Source organism: Roseinatronobacter sp., assembly GCF_051859525.1.
In the GTDB taxonomy this organism is placed as follows: Bacteria; Pseudomonadota; Alphaproteobacteria; order Rhodobacterales; family Rhodobacteraceae; genus Roseinatronobacter.
On the sequence record NZ_JBHYFM010000001.1, the window covers coordinates 106,771 to 125,012 of the forward strand.

An 18,242-nucleotide genomic window follows, 5' to 3' on the forward strand; every position below is an offset into this window, starting at 1 on the left:
CCCCGCAAGGAGCCAACGCGCGTGACCGACCAGCCGCCCCCCCGCCCGCTTTCCGCGCTTGGCCTTAGCCCGACACGCGGGGGCAATGTGTCCGTCACCGGGCTGGCGCTGGACAGCCGGCAGGTGCGCAAGGGGGCATTGTTCGCAGCCCTGCCCGGCAGTCGTGTGCATGGCGGCGAGTTCATCACCTATGCGCTGCGCATGGGGGCAGGGGCAATCCTGACCGACCGCGCAGGGGCCGAAATCGCGCAAGACGCGCTTGCCGCATCAGATGCTGCATTGGTGCTGGCCGAAGACCCGCGCGCGGCCTTCGCCTCGGCCTGCGCCTTGTGGTTCGAGGCCCAGCCGGAACACATGGTTGCGGTGACGGGCACGAATGGCAAAACCTCGGTCGCCAGTTTCGCCCGCCAGATCTGGTCCTTCCTTGGCCATGACGCCGTCAATCTGGGCACAACAGGCGTAGAAGGGGCGTATTCGGCCCCGCTTGCGCATACCACGCCAGACCCGATTACCCTGCACCGCCTGCTGGCCGAAATGGCGCGGGCAGGTGTGACACATGCCGCGATGGAGGCGTCTTCGCACGGGTTGGACCAGCGCCGCCTTGACGGGGTGCGCCTGCGCGCGGCCGCATTCACCAACCTGTCGCAGGACCATCTGGATTATCACGCCACGATGGACGCCTATTTTGCGGCCAAGGCGCAGCTTTTCGACAGGCTGCTGCCCGATGACGGTGTGGCCGTCATCAATATGGATGACCCGCGCGGCGCGGATATTCTGGCCATTGCGGAAGCGCGCGGGCAGGGCTGCCTGACCATCGGGCGCAACAGGGATGCGGATCTGTGCATCCTTGGCCAGCGGTTCGACACGGCAGGCCAGACGCTGCGCTACAGCTATGCCGGCAAGACCTATCAGGAGTATCTGCCGCTGATCGGCGGGTTTCAGGCCGAGAATGTTCTGGCCGCTGTCGGGCTGGTTCTGGCATGTGGGGCAGACCCCGACGACACAGCCCTGCGCCTGTCCCTGCTGGAGGGGGTGCGCGGACGCATGCAGCTTGCGGGCGCGCGCGCGAATGGCGCGCCGGTCTTCGTGGATTATGCCCATACCCCCGCCGCGCTGGAGGTTGCGCTGAAGGCGCTGCGCCCGCATGTCATGGGGCGTCTGGTCGTCGTGTTTGGTGCAGGTGGCGACCGCGACAAGGGCAAACGCCCGATGATGGGCAAAGCTGCCACAGATCACGCGGATATCGTATATGTGACAGACGATAACCCCAGAACCGAAGATGCTGCCCAGATCCGTGTTGAAATACTGCAAGGATGCAGGGATGCCCATGAGGTCGCGGACCGTGCCGAGGCGATCTTGCGCGCCGTTGATACCCTTGGTCCGGGTGACGCGCTTCTGGTTGCGGGCAAGGGTCATGAAACAGGCCAGATCGTTGGCGACACTGTGTATCCTTTTGATGATGTCGAGCAGGCAAGCGTTGCCATCGCTGCATTGGAGGCCCGCGCATGACCCTTTGGACAGCGGCCGATGCCGTGAAGGCGACAGGTGGCCGGTCGACGACCGACTGGCAGGCGGGCGGAATTTCCATTGACACGCGCAGCCTGCAGGCGGGTGATCTGTTCATCGCGTTGAAAGCTGCGCGTGACGGGCATGATTTTGTTGCACAAGCGCTGGAACGTGGTGCTGCGGCGGCCATGGTGGACCATGTTCCCGAAGGGGTTTCGCCTGACGCGCCCTTGCTGGTCGTGCCCGATGTGATGGACGCGCTTGCCGCTTTGGGTGCGGCGGGGCGCGCGCGCAGCAAGGCGCGGGTCATTGCCGTGACCGGATCTGTTGGCAAGACCTCAACCAAGGAAATGCTGCGCGACATGTTGTCGGGCTTTGGCAAAACCCATGCCGCCGAGGCCAGTTTCAACAATCATTGGGGCGTTCCCGTAACGCTGGCACGCATGGCGCCCGATGCCGATTTTGCCATAATCGAGATCGGCATGAACCAACCGGGCGAGATTGCGCCCCTTGCGCAACTGGCGCGCCCGCATGTGGCCATGATCACCACAATCGCGCCTGCGCATCTGGAAGCGTTTGACAGTATCGACGGCATTGCGCATGAAAAGGCCAGTATTTTCGGGTCACTGGGCCATGACGGCCATGCGGTATTCCCCTGCGACCTGCCGACAAGCCCGATCCTGCGCGATGCGGCGGCGCGGTCGGGCGCAACGCTTTGGCCGTTTGGCCACGGCGCTGATGATATTACCCCCGAAGATATGACCCAGACCGAAGCCGCGCTGGTACTGCGTGCCAATGTGGGCGGAACGCGCGTTTCGGTCAGGCTGGCCAATGCAGGGGCGCATTTCGGCATGAACGGGCTGGGCTGTCTGGCGGTGGCGCAGGCGCTGGGGCTGGATGCGGCGCGCGCAGCGCTTGGGCTGGGGCGCTGGCAGCCGCCTGCAGGGCGCGGGTTGCGCCAGACCATCATGCTCGACACCGTCGAGGAACTGAGCTTCACCTTGATTGATGATGCCTTCAATGCCAATCCCGCCTCGCTTGAGGCAGCGCTGGACATGCTGGCAAAGATTACCCCTGCACAGACGCAGAAAGGTCGGCGCGGGCGGCGCATTGCCATTCTGGGCGATATGCTGGAACTGGGCCCGCAGGAACAGGCGCTGCATGAAGCTGTGGCGCAATATCCCGCATTGGCCAATGTCGATCTGGTGCATTGCGTTGGGCCGCGCATGGAAGCGCTGTCGCGGAAATTGCCGTTGCGCCAGCGCGGGCGGCATGTCGCAAACGCGACTGATCTGGCAGCGGTGGCCCATCTGCTGGTCGCGCCGGGGGATGTTGTTCTGGTAAAAGGGTCCAAGGGCAGTCTGGTGTCGCGCATCGTTGATGCGCTGCGCGATCTGGATGCGCCAACGCATGGCAACCGCGACCGCCGAAGAAGCTGAAGGAAGCACGATGTTCTATTTTCTAACCGAATTTGCGGGCACGGTGCCGGGGTTCAATCTGTTCCGGTTTATCACGGTGCGCGCGGGTGCGGCCTTCTTTACGGCGCTGATTTTCGGCTTTGTCTTTGGCAAACCGCTGATCAACATGCTGAAGCGCCGGCAATCCAACGGGCAACCCATTCGCGAAGATGGCCCCGAAAGCCATTTGCTGACCAAAACCGGAACGCCCACGATGGGGGGGTTGCTGATCCTGTCGGCGCTGACGGTGTCAACCCTGCTATGGGCGCGGCTGGACAATCCCTATGTGTGGATTGTGCTTCTGGTCACTGTTGCCTTTGGCGCGATCGGGTTCGCAGATGACCTTGCGAAAGTGTCCAAGGGCAATGTCAAGGGTGTGCCCGGACGGGTGCGGCTGGGGCTTGGCATTCTGATCGGGCTGCTGGCCAGTGCGGCGGCGATGTATGTCCATCCTGACGAATTGCAGGGCCAGCTTGCGGTTCCCGTGTTCAAGGAAGTGCTGCTGTCGATGGGGTGGTTCTTTATTCCGTTCGGGGCGTTTGTCATTGTGGGGGCGGCCAATTCCGTCAACCTGACTGACGGGCTTGACGGGCTTGCCATCATGCCGGTGATGATTGCGGCAACCACGCTGGGGGTTATTGCCTATGCGGTCGGTCGGGTGGATTTCACGGCCTATCTGGATGTGCATTATGTCCCCGGTGTGGGCGAATTGCTGGTCTTTACGGCGGCACTGGCGGGCGGTGGGCTTGGGTTCTTATGGTATAATGCGCCCCCTGCCGCGGTGTTTATGGGCGATACGGGGTCGTTGTCGCTGGGTGGTGCGCTGGGGGCCATCGCGGTGTCGATCAAGCATGAAATCGTTCTGGCGATTGTGGGCGGTATCTTTGTGGTCGAGACCCTGTCGGTCATCATTCAGGTGCTGTATTACAAGCGCACCGGAAAGCGGGTTTTCCTGATGGCGCCAATTCACCACCATTTCGAGAAGAAGGGCTGGGCCGAACCGCAGATTGTCATCCGGTTCTGGATCATCGCGCTTGTGCTGGCACTGATCGGGCTGGCCACACTGAAAGTGCGTTAGAGCATGTTCGAGAAGCTCAAAACCGGTTCCCACTTTTAAGCAACATGCTCTAGGACGGATCCCTGAAGGATCGGGCCGGTATCAATGGCGCAACAGGTCGGGGAATTGTCCCAGCCTGTGTTCTACCTGTGAAACCCAGCCGCCGCGCGTGGCTGTCAGGCTTGCATGGTGCTGCGTCCAGTCGCTGGCCAGCGCGTCCAGCAAATCGGGCGTGGTGGCAACCCGTTCAATCAGAACCCAGCGGTTCCATTCATAGGCAATGCTCCAGTCGTGTTCGTCCACGCGGGCATCGGCCAGCCGGTAATGAAAGGTTGGTCGCCCCCCCTTCAGTTGTGCATCCGGCACATCCGTCAGCAGGCGGGCGCACAAATGTTCCAGCGCGGGCAGCAGGTCCAGCCCGTATTGCCGTGACGGTGCAAGGCGCGCATAGGATGTGGCCAGATCATCAATACCCCAGTCACGGCCCGCAACAAGCGCGCCGACCAGTGCATCGGGCCAGCGGTCCACAAAGGGCATGATGTTGCGCGCCGGATCAATCGGGTCGGCGGCGCGCAACCAGTCCTCCAGAAGGGCATAGGCGCGGGCAACGGCAACAAGGCCGCCGCCATCGGCGGCAGGCAGTTCGGGGTTCAGGTGCAGGCCAAAACTATAGGCCAGTGCGGCACGGCTGCCTTTTGCACCTGCCTTGCGCAGTTGATCGACCAGATGCTGGGCATGGGGCAGGTCTGATTGCATAAGCGGTGCAGTGACAATTTCGACGGGGACCAGATCGCCAAGCGCCTTGGCGGCGATATCTTCGGCCCATCTGGTTTTCAGCGCGATGTCCAGCTCGATTTTCACATCGCCGAAGCGCCCGTCTTCTACCAATGTGTCGCGCGGTCCCTGCGGGCAGATTTTCCCACCCCACAGCGCGCGCACCAGTTCGGCGGCGTCATCCACGCTGACTTCCGCAAATTCTATTTCCAAGCCCACGCGGCGCGGCGCGTGTGATGCGCTGGAATGCGCAGGCAGGGGCCAGAAATGGTCGCGGGGCAGGGTGTCGTGCAGGCTGTCCATTGGGCGATCCGTTGAATGGGGGGCTGAAAGGGTTAGTCTGCCAATGCCTCTGGTCCGGTGGTGCCGATCAGGCGGTAAACCCATGCGGCATTCCCATCTTCCAGTGTCATCAGATCACGCCGGTATTTTCGTCCGGTTTGTTCATAGCGGTCAAGGCGTGTCATCTCCTCGGGTGTTACGGTGAAGACCACGCCTTGCAACATGAAATCCTGCGTGGCGCGCAAGTCGCGGCGGTTGCGGTCCCAGCCGCGAAGGGTTGCAGGTTCAGCGGGCACCACCCGCCCCAGCACCACCAACCGCACCAGCGGGTTGGTCAGGGTGGCAAACCCGAAAACCCGCGCGTCATCTTGCAGCGGCGGCGGGGCATTGTCATCCAGACGCGGCAGATAGACAGGCGCGCGCGTGACCAGAAGCCACATGCCCGCCAGAAGAACTGCGATAATAACAATCGTGACAATCGGGCGGCTGATCAAAAATGTCATCGGTCTTATGTATCTTCGTTTCCCGCCCTGTCAAAGCGCATTACTGCAAACCGGCCCGCCGTTTGCGCAGGATTTCCAGAATATACAGGGCCATTGCGGCCCATATCATGGGAAAGGCAATAACGCGTGCCCCCTCAAACGGTTCACGGAAGATGAACACCGAAATCAGGAAAATCATTGTGGGAATTGAATACCCCGCAATGGCGATGGTTGACAGTCGCAATGCTTTTGCCCCGTTGGCATACAGCATCAGCGGGGCCGCCGTGACCAGTCCGCAACCGACAAGCAGCGCCCAGTCCAGCGCGCCAGCCTGTGCGCTGAACGTCGTTCCCTGAAGCTGCGCCCACGCCATATAGACAAGGGCGAAGGGCAGCAGGATCAACGCCTCCAGCGCGAAACCCTGATTGGGGCCGATGGGCAGGGCGCGCTTGAAATAGGCGTAGCTTCCCCAGCTGAACACAATCAGCAAGGTGCCGACCGGCAGCGCACCCGCTTCCATTGTCAGCACGATGACGGCGGCCATGGCCAGCGCAACCGCCCCCCATTGCCGCGCACTCAGTTTCTCGCCCAGCAATGTTGCGCCCAGAAACACATTGAAAATGGGATTTATGTAGTAGCCAAGCGCGGCATCCATTGCCTGACCGGATTGTATAAGCCAGACATAAGTGCCCCAGTTGACAGAGATCAGCGCCGCCGTGACCAGCGCCATGCCCAGCATGCGCGGTGTGCGGATGGCCGTGCGCAGATCATCTGTGCGGCCCAGCAAAACAAGCGCCACCAGTGCGAAGGGCACGGCCCAGATGACGCGATGCGCGATCACCTCGACGGTTGGGACATGATCCAGTGCCTTGAAATAAAACGGCAACATCCCCCAGATGGCGAAGGCTGCCCCCGCGAAGGCGAAGCCGCGCAGGCTGTCATCATTGTTCATGGCCGGTGCCTTCATCCGTCAGTCTTGTGCGCACTGCATCGATGAAGGCCTGACCGCGGCTTTCAAAATCGGCGAACTGGTCGAAACTTGCGGCCGCAGGCGCGAGAAGGACCACATCGCCCGGTTGCGCATCGGCCATGGCGCTGGCGACCGCGCGGTCCATGGTTTCACAAATCGCATGCTCGGTATCGCCCAGTTGCAGGGCGAAGTCGCGTGCGGAATGACCGATCAGATAGGCCTTGGTCACACGCCCAAGATATGGCGCAAGCGATGTGATGCCGCCATCCTTGCCCAAGCCCCCTGCGATCCAGCGAATATTGTCAAATGCCTGAAGGGCCTGTGCCGCGCTTTCGGCATTGGTGGCCTTGCTGTCATTGATGTAGCGGACGCCGCGCGCTTCTGCGACAAGCTGGCTGCGATGGGGCAGGCCGGTGAAACTGTGCATCGCATCCTCGACCATGCGCGGCGCAAGGCCAAGGCTGCGCGCCACCGCATAGGCCGCGCAGGCATTCTGGTGGTTATGCGCGCCCGGCAAGCCCTTGATCATGCGCAGGTCGATGGAGGCAACCTGCTTGCCGCGCCTGTATTCGGACAAGAACCCCTTGCGTGCAAATACGTTCCAGCCCGGCCCCGCCAGTTTCTGACCCGAGGAGATGCGGATCACGCGCATATCTTCGGGGTTTTGCGCCAGTTGTCCCGCCAGAAAACGCCCCTCGAATTCATCAACGCCAATCACGGCCCTGTCTGGCCCGCCTTCGGCAAACAGCCTGCGTTTGGCTGCAAAATACCCGCCCATTCCGTTGTGCCGGTCCAGATGGTCCGCAGACAGGTTGGTGAATACAGCAATATCGGGCGTCAGGGCGCGGGCCAGATCGGTCTGGTAGCTGGACAGTTCCAGAACCACCACCTCTCCGTCCTGTGGCGGGTCGATGGACAAGACCCCTTTGCCGATATTGCCTGCCATCTGCGTGGGGCGTCCTGCCTGTTCCAGAATGTGATGCAGCAGGGCCGTTGTCGTGGACTTCCCGTTTGATCCGGTGATGGCGACAACCTTGGGCGGCTGGTCGAATTCCATGGTCTGCACTGTGGCGAAGCTGCGGAAAAACAGCCCGATGTCGTTATCAACCGGCACACCGGCTGTGATGGCGCTGGCAATGATACGGTTGGGGGCCGGATAGAGATGCGGAATGCCCGGACTGACGATTAGTGCGGCAACGCCGGACCAGTCCACCCTGGACAGGTCATGCAGGGGAATGCCCTTGGCCTCGGCCGTGGCGCGGGTATCGGGGCTTTCATCCCAAGCCAGCGGAATGGCGCCGCCGGCGTCCAGCGCCGCGCAGGTTGCCATGCCCGAACGCCCCAGCCCCAGCACGGCGACGCGCACCCCTTTATATCCTTGGATCGGGATCATGGTTGTGGCCCTTCCTTGCTGGCGCATGCGACATATCTGGCGTTTTGGGCCATGTGGACGGGGCTTGCAAGGACAGCTTTGTGCCCGCGCATGATTGGCGCATATGCGGGGCTGTGTCGAATCACTTATGTACGAATTTGGCCACAAAGCTTTGCACTTATTGCGCGCCCTGTGTTTGCGCTGACATGAGCTGTCCGATCAAACCTGTGTCAGGAATGTGGCAGAAACGCGGTAACAACTATGTGTAGAAAATAATATGAAAACAACGGTTTCCTGCGGTGCAGCGAAAATTATTGACTGTATTGACAGATTATCTGTTAATTAATTTACAAAAAAATCGTTTAGTTAAAAAAAGTTACACAATCTTTGACGAATGCGTTATACAGGCGTTGGGGAAGGGCGCTGTCCAGTGTGACGCGCCGGAAATTCATGGGGGGAGTTGCCGCATTTTGCGGCGCATCGGTCCCCCTGACGACTGGAGGACGATTCATGTCAAATATCTATCCCGCTTCTGATGATTTCGTGGCCAATGCGCATATTGATGCGGCCAGGTATGATCAGATGTATGCCGCGTCGATCAAAGACCCGGACAGTTTCTGGGCCGAGCATGGCAAGCGCATTGACTGGATCAAGCCCTTCACCAAGGTCAAGAACACGACATTCGAATATGGCAAGGTAGATATCAAGTGGTTTGAAGATGGCACGCTGAATGTGTCCGCAAACTGCATCGACCGCCATATCGCGACACGCGGCGACCAGACCGCGATTATCTGGGAACCCGACGAGGTGACGACCCCCGCCCAGCACATCACCTACAAACAACTGCTGGAACAGACTTCGCGTATGGCCAATGTGCTGAAGGCGCAGGGCGTGGGCAAAGGTGACCGCGTTGTCATCTATTTGCCGATGATCCCCGAAGCTGCTTATGCAATGCTGGCTTGTGCGCGTATCGGGGCCATTCATTCCATCGTATTTGCAGGCTTCTCGCCCGATGCGCTGGCCGACCGGATCAATGGTTGCGGCGCGAAGGCTGTGATCACCGCCGACAGTGCGCCGCGCGGTGGTCGCCGCACACCGTTGAAGACCAATACCGACAAGGCGTTGCAGCACTGCTCGGACAAGGTGAAATGCCTTGTTGTCAAACACACTGGCGACCAGACGACATGGATTGACGGGCGCGAAGTTGACCTGCGCGCCGAAATGGCCGCTGCAAGCGCGGACTGCGCCCCTGTCGAGGTGGGCGCGGAAGATCCGCTGTTCATCCTGTATACGTCCGGCTCGACCGGCAAGCCCAAGGGCGTGGTGCATACATCGGGCGGGTATCTGGTCTATGCGTCGATGACGCAGCAGATGACCTTCGATTACCATGATGGCGATGTGTTCTGGTGCACCGCCGATGTGGGTTGGGTTACCGGCCACAGCTATATCGTTTATGGCCCGCTGGCCAATGGCGCAACGACGATCATGTTTGAAGGCGTGCCAACCTATCCTGATGCAGGCCGGTTCTGGGAAGTTTGCGCCAAGCACAAGGTCAACCAGTTCTACACCGCGCCTACCGCCATTCGTGCGCTGATGGGGCAGGGCACCGAATGGGTGGAAAAGCACGACCTGTCATCGCTGAAATTGCTGGGGTCCGTGGGTGAGCCGATTAACCCCGAAGCGTGGAACTGGTATAACACCCATGTCGGCAAGGGCCGCTGCCCGATTGTAGATACATTCTGGCAGACCGAAACTGGCGGGCATATGATCACATCGCTGCCCGGCGCGATCCCGAACAAGCCCGGATCAGCCACCAAACCGTTTTTCGGCGTCCAGCCAGAGGTGCTGGATGCCGCAACCGCAGAAGTGCAGACCAGCACTGTTGCGGAAGGTGTGTTGTGCATCAAGGACAGCTGGCCCGGACAGATGCGCACGCTTTGGGAAGATCACGCCCGCTTCGAGGAGGCGTATTTCAGCCAGTATAAGGGCTATTATTTCACTGGTGACGGCTGCCGCCGCGACGAGGATGGCTATTACTGGATCACGGGCCGCGTTGATGATGTGATCAACGTATCCGGCCACCGCATGGGCACCGCCGAGGTGGAATCCGCACTTGTCGCGCATGAAGCTGTGGCCGAGGCCGCGGTCGTGGGCTACCCGCATGATATCAAGGGGCAGGGCATTTACGCCTATGTCACCCTGATGAATGGCGTAGAGCCGACAGATGATCTGCGCAAGGAACTGGTAAAATGGGTGCGCGCCGAGATTGGCCCGATCGCCTCGCCCGATCTGATCCAGTGGGCGCCTGGCCTGCCCAAGACCCGTTCGGGCAAGATCATGCGCCGTATTCTGCGCAAGATTGCAGAAAACGATTATGGCGCATTGGGTGATACATCGACGCTGGCCGAACCGGCGGTGGTGGATGATCTGATCGAAAACCGCATGAACAGGGCGTGACAGGGATGAACGAGACAATGACAAAATCCGCTGTCCTTATCCTGCTTGGCCCCCCGGGTGCGGGCAAGGGAACGCAGGCCCGCATGCTGGAGGAGCGGTTTGGGCTGGTCCAGTTGTCGACGGGTGATCTGCTGCGTGCCGCAGTCGCGGCAGGCACGGATGCAGGCAAGCAGGCGCAAGCGGTGATGGCCGCAGGCGGCCTTGTCAGCGACGAGATTGTTCTGGCGATCCTGCGTGACCGTATGGCCGAACCTGACACGGCAAAAGGTGTTATTCTGGACGGCTTCCCCCGCACAGCCAAACAGGCCGAAGCGCTGGATGCGCTGCTTGCGGATCAGGGCATGACGCTGGGCGCGGCAATTTCGCTGGATGTGGACGACGCCGCGATGGTTGAACGCGTTTCAGGGCGCTACACCTGCGCCAAATGCGGCGAAGGCTACCATGACAGTTTCAAGACCCCCGCGGTTGCAGGTGTCTGCGACAAATGTGGCAGCACCGAGTTCAAGCGCCGCGCAGATGACAATGCCGAAACAGTCAGCGCGCGGCTGGACGCCTATCATGCGCAGACCGCCCCCCTGATTGCCTATTATGAAGGGCAGGGCGCGTTGAAGCGGGTTGATGCTATGGGCCAGATTGACCGTATTGCGGGCGATCTGGCAGCGATCGTCACCGATGTGACGTCGTAGACTTCCGGGCAACCGGTTCGGCACCAACTGGTGCCCGCATGCAGGCGCTTTCTGAATTGGCGCGCCTGCAAACACCCAAGCTTTGCCTTGGGACAAAGAGAGGATGCCTGCTTCATACCGAAGCAGGCGCAGGAGGAAACTGGGAGACGTCACAATGTCAGACAAATCGACAGACGCCTACTGGAAGGCCAATGTGCGCATCATCACCATCTGCATGGTGATCTGGGCGCTTGTGTCCTTCGGGTTCGGCATCGTTCTACGCCCGCTTATCGCGGGTATTCCGGTCGGTGGCACCGATCTGGGGTTCTGGTTCGCACAGCAGGGGTCCATGCTGACCTTCATCGCGCTGGTCTTTTATTACCGCTCTTACATGAACAAACTCGATAAAGAGTTTGGCGTGGAAGAATAAGGGAGGCTGAGTAATGGATCAGTTTGTAATCAACCTTATCTTCGTCGGCGGCTCTTTCGCGCTCTATATCGGGATCGCGATCTGGGCGCGTGCCGGCTCGACTGCTGACTTTTACGCGGCATCGCGTGGCGTCAACCCTGTTGTCAACGGTGCGGCAACGGCTGCTGACTGGATGTCGGCGGCGTCCTTCATCTCGATGGCCGGTTTGATTGCGGCCGTTGGCTATGGCAACTCGACCTACCTTATGGGCTGGACGGGCGGTTATGTTATCCTGGCGCTGCTTCTGGCCCCCTATCTGCGCAAATTCGGCCGCTTCACAGTGCCCGATTTCATTGGTGACCGTTTCTATAGCCAGACAGCGCGCCTTGTGGCTGTGATTTCGCTTCTGGTTATGTCGATCACCTATGTGATCGGTCAGATGACTGGTGCTGCGGTGGCATTCTCGCGCTTTCTGGAAGTGGACAGCACCACGGGCCTGTTCATCGCATCGGCAGTTGTTTTCTGCTACGCGGTTCTGGGCGGCATGAAGGGCATCACCTACACGCAGCTGGCACAATATGTCGTGCTGATCATCGCCTACACCATTCCGGCGGTCTTCATCTCGTTGCAGCTAACCGGCAACCCGCTGCCGCAGCTTGGCCTGTTCTCAACCCATACGGAATCCGGCCAGCCATTGTTGCAGACGCTGAACGAAGTGCTGATGGAATTGGGCTTCAATGACTATACCGGCAACCACGGATCAACCTTCAACATGGTGCTCTTCACCCTGTCGCTGATGATCGGTACTGCTGGTCTGCCACACGTCATCATCCGCTTCTTCACGGTTCCGAAAGTGGCCGATGCGCGCACATCAGCAGGCTGGGCGCTGGTTTTCATCGCACTGCTGTACACGGTTGCTCCGGCTGTGGGTGCAATGGCGCGTCTGAACATCATCACCACGCTTTATCCTGAAGGTGTACAGGGTGAACCGCTGGCATTTGATGCAAAGCCGGACTGGATGCTGAACTGGGAACGCACAGGTTTGCTGCGCTTCGAGGACAAGAACGGCGATGGCCTGATCCAGTACTATAACGAAGCCAATCCGCCCGCCCGTGCCATTGAAGAAGGCTGGGAAGGCAACGAGATGGTGTTGTTCAACAACGACATCCTTGTTCTGGCAAACCCTGAAATTGCACAGCTTCCCGGTTGGGTTATCGGCCTGATTGCGGCGGGTGGTCTGGCAGCGGCGTTGTCCACGGCGGCAGGTCTGTTGCTGGCGATTTCGTCAGCGGTCAGTCACGACCTGATCAAGTCGATGATCAATCCTGGTATCTCGGAGAAGGGTGAACTGCTTGCCGCCCGGATCTCGATGGCGTTTGCGATTGCGCTGGCGACCTATCTGGGTCTCAACCCGCCGGGCTTTGCGGCGCAGGTTGTGGCGTTGGCCTTCGGTCTGGCGGCGTCGTCGCTGTTCCCGGCCATCATGATGGGCATCTTCTCGAAGAAGATGAACTCCTCGGGGGCGATTGCAGGTATGATCGTTGGCCTCGGTTCGACGGTTCTGTATATCTTCACCTATCTGGGTTGGTTCTTCATCCCCGGCACCAACATGCTGGCCAACACCCCCGACAACTGGCTGTTCGGCATTTCGCCGCTTAGCTTCGGTGCGGTTGGTGCGATGCTGAACTTTGCAGCCGCCTATGTCGTCAACAAGATGACCGGCGATGCGCCTGCAGAAATTCAGGAATTGGTCGAAGGTATCCGCGTGCCCAAAGGCGCTGGCGCGGCTGTCGATCACTGATCTGACGCAAAGACACAGGCCTGTCCCCGTGATATCGGGGGCAGGTCGACCCAAATCCGGGCCGGTGCAAACAGGACAACGAACATGACCCAAAGCGCCCCGAAGGTTCTGGAATTCCTGCAATCCGTGCACCCGTATGATTCACTGCCGCAGGACGAGTTGGCGCGTGTCGCCAATTGCTTCAGCCGCAGCGAGGTGCCCGCAGGCACCACCATATATACAGAAGGCGATCCGATAGAGGGGGTCTATCTGGTCAAGTCCGGCGCGATCGAGGTGACCGACACGCATGGCGCGCTGGTGTCCATTCTGGCCCCGCGCAATTCCTTCGGGGAACGGGGGTTGTTGCGGGACGGGCGCGCAGTCACGACCGCGACAACCACAGCAGCTTCTGTCCTGCTATGCCTGCCCGCAAGCGAACTTCGATATCTGATCGCGAATTTTCCCGCATTTGAACGGTTCTTCAGTCGTGGCGTGCCGTCAGGCGGAAAACTGGGGCGACAGAACGACCTTGCCACGCTGAAAGTCGCAGACCTGATGGCGCGCAAGCCCATCACGGCAACCCCGCAAATGAGCGCGCAGGAAGCCGCGAAAATGATGCGCGACAACCGCATTTCCTGTGTGGCCGTGGTTGATGGTGACAGGTTGGCGGGCATCGTGACAACGCGCGATCTGTCTGGCCGCGTGCTGGCAGAAGGACGCGGGCTGGATACGCCGCTGGCCGATGTCATGACGCCGGACCCGTTGGCCCTGTCGCCCAATTCGCTGGGGTCTGATATTCTGCATATGATGCTGGAGCACCGTATCGGTCATTTGCCTGTCGTGCGGGATGACAAGCTGGTGGGCATGATTACCCAGACCGACCTGACACGGTTTCAGGCGATCAGTTCGGCGCAGTTGGTGCGCGACGCAGCTGTCGCCGAAACCTACAGCGATCTGGCCCATGTTACCGAACGTATTCCGCAATTGCTGCTGCAACTGGTGGGTGCACATAACGCCCATGATGTGGTGACGCGACTGATTACCGATATTGCCGACACAGTTACGCGGCGTTTGCTGAAACTGGCCGAGGAAAAGCTGGGTCCGCCCCCTGTGCCCTATCTTTGGGCGGCTTGCGGCAGTCAGGGCCGGCAGGAACAGACAGGCGTCAGCGATCAGGATAACTGCATCATTATTGATGACAGCGTAACGCCTGACGACATGTCGTATTTTGCGGATCTGGCGCGGTTTGTGTCGGACGGGCTGGATGCGGCAGGTTATTTTTACTGCCCCGGTGACATGATGGCGACCAATCCGCGCTGGTGCCAGCCTGCGCGCGTCTGGCGGCGGTATTTTCAAGGCTGGATCAATTCCCCCTCGCCAGAGGCGCAGATGCTGGCGTCGGTCATGTTCGATCTGCGTCCGATTGGTGGACAAGCCAGCCTGTTTCGGGATTTGCAGGATGAAACACTGGCTGCTGCCAGCAAGAACTCGATCTTTGTTGTTCACATGATCTCGAATTCCATCAAGCATTCCCCGCCCCTTGGGCTGCTGCGGGGGTTTGCCACCATTCGTTCGGGCGAGCATAAGAACCATGTCGATATGAAGCTGGGCGGTGTGGTTCCCGTGACCGATCTGGCGCGCGTGTATGCGTTGCGCGGACGAATCACCGCCGTCAACACCCGCGCGCGCCTGCTGGCCGCCGAGGAGCAGGGCATCATCTCGGTGTCGGGGGCGCGCGACCTGATTGAAGCCTATGATCTTATTGCCGATTTGCGACTTGAAAATCAGGCAACGCTGGTTCGTATGGGGCGCAAGCCCGACAATTTTCTTGCGCCCTCCGACCTGTCGGATTTCGAGCGTAGCCACTTGCGCGATGCGTTCGTCGTTGTGCGCACAATGCAATCAGCCGTTGGCCAGATTGCCGGAACACTTGGTTAAAAGGACCACCCCGAATGATCTTGGAATTTCTGGCAGTTATCGTCGCAGGTTTTGGCGGCTTTGGCGTGACCCACCTTCTGCACCGGCTCAGCAAGCGGACGCTGCCTGACTGGATTGTGCCCGTCGGCGCGGCCACTGGCATGTTATGCATGGTCATCTGGCTGGAATACACATGGGCCGGACGGTTTCAGGCGGGCCTGCCGGATGATGTGACTGTCGTCAGCAAAAACGAACAACGTATCTGGTATCGCCCCTGGACCTATATGGTGCCATTGACGACGCGTATTGCCGCCGTCGACAACCGTGTGCGCCAGACAAACAATATCAACCCTGATCTGGTGCTGACAGGCATCATACTGAAGGAACGCTGGGCGCTGACCTTCGGTTTCCAGTCGCTGTTCGATTGCGCCACGGCGCGACGTGCCGACCTGACAGAAGGCACGCGGTTGAATGAACAGGGAATCCCGCTGGCTGCGGAATGGTATCAGCTGTCGCCAGAAGACCCGTATCTTATCGTCGCATGTGGAGGAGGAACCGCATATGGAGGACCGCGCGAAGAAGGTTCAGATTCTGGTGGTCGAGGATGAGGACAACATTGCGATAGCGCTGGACTATCTTCTGACCCGCGAAGGCTATGCGCAGACCCGGCTTGCGACCGGGGCAGGGGCCGTGAACCTTATTCGCGACACCAAGCCGGATCTGGTGCTGCTGGATGTCATGTTGCCCGAAGTGTCCGGATATGAGATTTGCCAGACAGTGCGCGCCGATCCTGACTGCGCTGCTGTGCGTATCCTGATGATGACCGCGCGCGGTTCTGCCATGGAGCGGCGCAAGGGGTTGGCCATGGGGGCGGACGGGTTCATTTCAAAACCATTCGAGTTGAAAGAACTGCGCGAGGAAGTCCGCAAGATTCTGGCCGGGGAAACTGCGCAGACATCGGACAGCACTGATGCTTGAAAAGCTTGGTTTGCGTATCCGGATTTTGCTGTTTTTTGCCTTATTGGCAGTGGGCGCGATTGGCGCGGTCGCATTGGCCAGCTGGCTGGTTTTGTCGCGGGTTGATGGCGGTGCTGATCTGCTTGCGCCTATGGCACAGGCGGGCATTCTGGCGGGGTTCCTGATCCTGTTTCTGGTAACTGGCGTCTGGTATCTGTTCGACATGAATGTGGCACGCGCGATTGACGGGTTGGCCAATGCCATTCGTGCCCGCGCGCATGCGGATGTGCAGGGCGATCTGGGCCGCGACAGGGACCGCGCGCGCTATCTTGGTGACCTTGCGCCAGCCGCTGCCGAGATATCGCAATCTCTGGCGCAGACCCGGTCCGCGCTGGCGGAATCCGTTGCGCGCGAAACATCGCGCCTGTCATCGGAAAAGGCGCGTCTGGAAAAACTGCTGGCGGATGTGCCGGTGGCCGTGTTGCTATGCACCGCCGATTATCAGCTGGCCTTTTACAACGGGCAGGCCGTCACCATTCTGGAGGCGGGCGACGCGCCGGGGCTGGACCGCAATTTGCTGGATTACCTGCGCGAAGGGCCGGTGCGCCATGCCTATGAACGTCTGGCCAAGCTGAACGACCCAGAAGCGGCATCCGACCTGATTTGCGCCACCACCAGCAGCGGACGGTTGTTGTCGGGGCGCATGCGGGTGTTGCGGCGGACCGAGCATACACAACGTCCCGGTTTCGTGCTGACCTTGCGCGATGTCACTGCCGATCTGGCCGCCCATGCCGCCCGCGAGGCCCTGCTGGCCGAAGTGTTCGACCGCGTGCGCAGGCCGGCGGCGAATTTGCAGACTGTCATCGGGGTTATTTCCGAAGACAGTGAAATGGCGCAAGCGGCGGATCTGACAGCGGCAATGCTGTCCGAAGTGCAGGGGCTGACCGCCGCCATCACCGAGTTGGGCCAACGCTATGACGCGGGGCGCAATGACTGGCGCCCGCTGTCGCAAATACGCTCGCGCGATCTGATGGACGGGGTGCGCGCACAGTTCGAAAGCCTTGATCTGGATTTGCAGACTGACGGGCCGGAACTGATGCTGACCTGTGACGGGTTTGAACTGGCGCTGTTGCTGCGCTGGATGGGGCACAGACTGGCGCAGGCAGGGCATGCCCGCAGCTTCCGGCTGGTTCTTGCCGAAGAGGACGGGCCGGGCGCGGTGCTGGATCTGGTCTGGCAGGGCCCGCCATTGCCAGTGGGCGTGTTCGATTCGTGGCTGACGGAACCGCTGGACCCCGACACGCCCGACCTGACAGCGCGCGCGGTGCTGAATGCCCATGCGACCGAAGCCTGGACCGAAACCCGCGGCGATAGCGGGGGCGCTGTGCGCCTGCCCATTCCCAACGCGCGCCGCGCCACAACCCGCCCTGCACCGATCCAGCGCGAGGTTGTCTATGATTTCGAGTTGCTGTCAAAGGCGCGCAATGCAGGCGTTCTGGAAAGCAAGCTGGAAGATCTGACCTATGTGGTGTTCGATACCGAAACCACTGGCCTGACACCGTCCAGCGATGAAATTGTGCAGATCGCGGCTGTGCGCGTGGTCAATGGCCGCCGCGTGAAGCGCGAGGTGTTCGACACATTGGTCGACCCCGCCCGCGCCATCCCGCCATCCTCGACCGAGGTGCATGGCATTACCGATGATATGGTCAAGGGTGCCCCCGGCATGACCGAAGCGGGCAAGCGGTTTCACGATTTCGCGCGCGGCGCGGTGCTGGTCGCCCATAATGCGCCTTTTGACATGGAATTTCTGCGCAGGCATGAAAAATCCATGGGCGTGCGTTTTGATCATCCGGTGCTGGATACAGTGCTGTTGTCGGCGGTGGTGTATGGCCAGTTGGAACAGCATTCGCTGGATGCGCTGACTGCGCGATTGGGGATCACCATCCCCGAAGAGGCCCGCCACACAGCCATAGGGGACACTGTGGCCACCGCCGATGCATTTCTGAAGCTGATACCAATGCTGAAAGCGCGTGGGTTGCTGACATTCGGCGATGTGCTGGGCGAAGTGCGCCGCCACGGACGGTTGCTGAAAGACCTGAACTGAGCCTTGCGTGTGCGGCTCTGGACAAAGCCCGCGTCATCGGTGGGCCGCAGAAC

At 60.3% G+C, this 18,242-nt stretch carries 15 protein-coding genes; 11 read left to right on the forward strand and 4 right to left on the reverse strand.

What is annotated here, in order from left to right:
* Positions 1–21 precede the first annotated feature (21 nt).
* Genes ACTIE1_RS00535 through mraY form a run of 3 tightly spaced genes read left to right on the forward strand, consistent with a single transcriptional unit; the run spans position 22 to position 4,041 of the window.
* On the forward strand, positions 22–1,509 hold the full coding sequence (locus ACTIE1_RS00535) for a UDP-N-acetylmuramoyl-L-alanyl-D-glutamate--2,6-diaminopimelate ligase (RefSeq protein WP_439560328.1): 1,488 nt from the start codon (positions 22–24) through the stop codon (positions 1,507–1,509).
* Positions 1,506–2,945: a UDP-N-acetylmuramoyl-tripeptide--D-alanyl-D-alanine ligase gene (locus ACTIE1_RS00540; RefSeq protein WP_439560327.1), complete on the forward strand. Its 1,440-nt coding sequence runs from the start codon at positions 1,506–1,508 to the stop codon at positions 2,943–2,945. The genes ACTIE1_RS00535 and ACTIE1_RS00540 overlap by 4 nt, the downstream gene beginning before the upstream one ends.
* A 10-nt stretch (positions 2,946–2,955) precedes the next feature.
* Positions 2,956–4,041 carry a phospho-N-acetylmuramoyl-pentapeptide-transferase gene (gene mraY / locus ACTIE1_RS00545; protein ID WP_439560326.1) on the forward strand — a complete coding sequence of 362 codons (1,086 nt, stop codon included), beginning with the start codon at positions 2,956–2,958 and terminating at the stop codon, positions 4,039–4,041.
* An 81-nt stretch (positions 4,042–4,122) separates the two neighbouring features.
* Here mraY and ACTIE1_RS00550 read toward each other — a convergent pair whose 3' ends face one another.
* The 4 genes from ACTIE1_RS00550 to murD are packed head-to-tail and all read right to left on the reverse strand — an operon-like array spanning position 4,123 to position 7,921.
* On the reverse strand, positions 4,123–5,097 hold the full coding sequence (locus ACTIE1_RS00550) for an amidoligase family protein (protein WP_439560325.1): 975 nt from the start codon (positions 5,095–5,097) through the stop codon (positions 4,123–4,125).
* Positions 5,098–5,129: 32 nt separating this feature from the next.
* The gene (locus tag ACTIE1_RS00555; RefSeq protein WP_439563216.1) at positions 5,130–5,579 is read right to left on the reverse strand and encodes a gamma-glutamylcyclotransferase family protein; all 450 of its coding nucleotides are present in this window, start codon (positions 5,577–5,579) and stop codon (positions 5,130–5,132) included.
* 40 nt (positions 5,580–5,619) lie between these two features.
* The gene (gene rarD / locus ACTIE1_RS00560; protein ID WP_439560323.1) at positions 5,620–6,510 is read right to left on the reverse strand and encodes an EamA family transporter RarD; all 891 of its coding nucleotides are present in this window, start codon (positions 6,508–6,510) and stop codon (positions 5,620–5,622) included.
* A complete protein-coding gene (gene murD / locus ACTIE1_RS00565; protein WP_439563217.1) occupies positions 6,500–7,921 on the reverse strand; it encodes a UDP-N-acetylmuramoyl-L-alanine--D-glutamate ligase in 1,422 nt (473 codons plus the stop codon). The genes rarD and murD overlap by 11 nt, the downstream gene beginning before the upstream one ends.
* Before the next feature lie 489 nt (positions 7,922–8,410).
* Here murD and acs point away from each other — a divergent pair, with 489 nt between their 5' ends.
* The 8 genes from acs to ACTIE1_RS00605 all read left to right on the forward strand — a co-directional run bounded on the left by acs (position 8,411) and on the right by ACTIE1_RS00605 (position 18,189).
* On the forward strand, positions 8,411–10,357 hold the full coding sequence (gene acs / locus ACTIE1_RS00570) for an acetate--CoA ligase (protein WP_439560321.1): 1,947 nt from the start codon (positions 8,411–8,413) through the stop codon (positions 10,355–10,357).
* A 5-nt stretch (positions 10,358–10,362) separates the two neighbouring features.
* Positions 10,363–11,043, forward strand: a complete 681-nt coding sequence (locus ACTIE1_RS00575; RefSeq protein ID WP_439563218.1) for an adenylate kinase — start codon at positions 10,363–10,365, stop codon at positions 11,041–11,043.
* A 154-nt stretch (positions 11,044–11,197) separates the two neighbouring features.
* The gene (locus ACTIE1_RS00580; protein ID WP_439560319.1) at positions 11,198–11,452 is read left to right on the forward strand and encodes a DUF4212 domain-containing protein; all 255 of its coding nucleotides are present in this window, start codon (positions 11,198–11,200) and stop codon (positions 11,450–11,452) included.
* Positions 11,453–11,465: 13 nt separating this feature from the next.
* Positions 11,466–13,232 (forward strand): sodium:solute symporter family protein, encoded by a 1,767-nt coding sequence (locus ACTIE1_RS00585; protein WP_439560318.1) that lies wholly within the window; start codon positions 11,466–11,468, stop codon positions 13,230–13,232.
* Between the two features lie 84 nt (positions 13,233–13,316).
* Complete coding sequence (locus tag ACTIE1_RS00590; RefSeq protein ID WP_439560317.1) at positions 13,317–15,149, forward strand: DUF294 nucleotidyltransferase-like domain-containing protein; 1,833 nt, start codon at positions 13,317–13,319, stop codon at positions 15,147–15,149.
* 14 nt (positions 15,150–15,163) lie between these two features.
* A complete protein-coding gene (locus ACTIE1_RS00595; protein ID WP_439560316.1) occupies positions 15,164–15,736 on the forward strand; it encodes a hypothetical protein in 573 nt (190 codons plus the stop codon).
* Complete coding sequence (locus ACTIE1_RS00600; protein ID WP_439560315.1) at positions 15,690–16,106, forward strand: response regulator transcription factor; 417 nt, start codon at positions 15,690–15,692, stop codon at positions 16,104–16,106. Before ACTIE1_RS00595 ends, ACTIE1_RS00600 begins: the two co-directional genes overlap by 47 nt.
* A complete protein-coding gene (locus ACTIE1_RS00605; RefSeq protein WP_439560314.1) occupies positions 16,099–18,189 on the forward strand; it encodes an exonuclease domain-containing protein in 2,091 nt (696 codons plus the stop codon). The genes ACTIE1_RS00600 and ACTIE1_RS00605 overlap by 8 nt, the downstream gene beginning before the upstream one ends.
* The last annotated feature ends 53 nt before the right edge of the window (positions 18,190–18,242 follow it).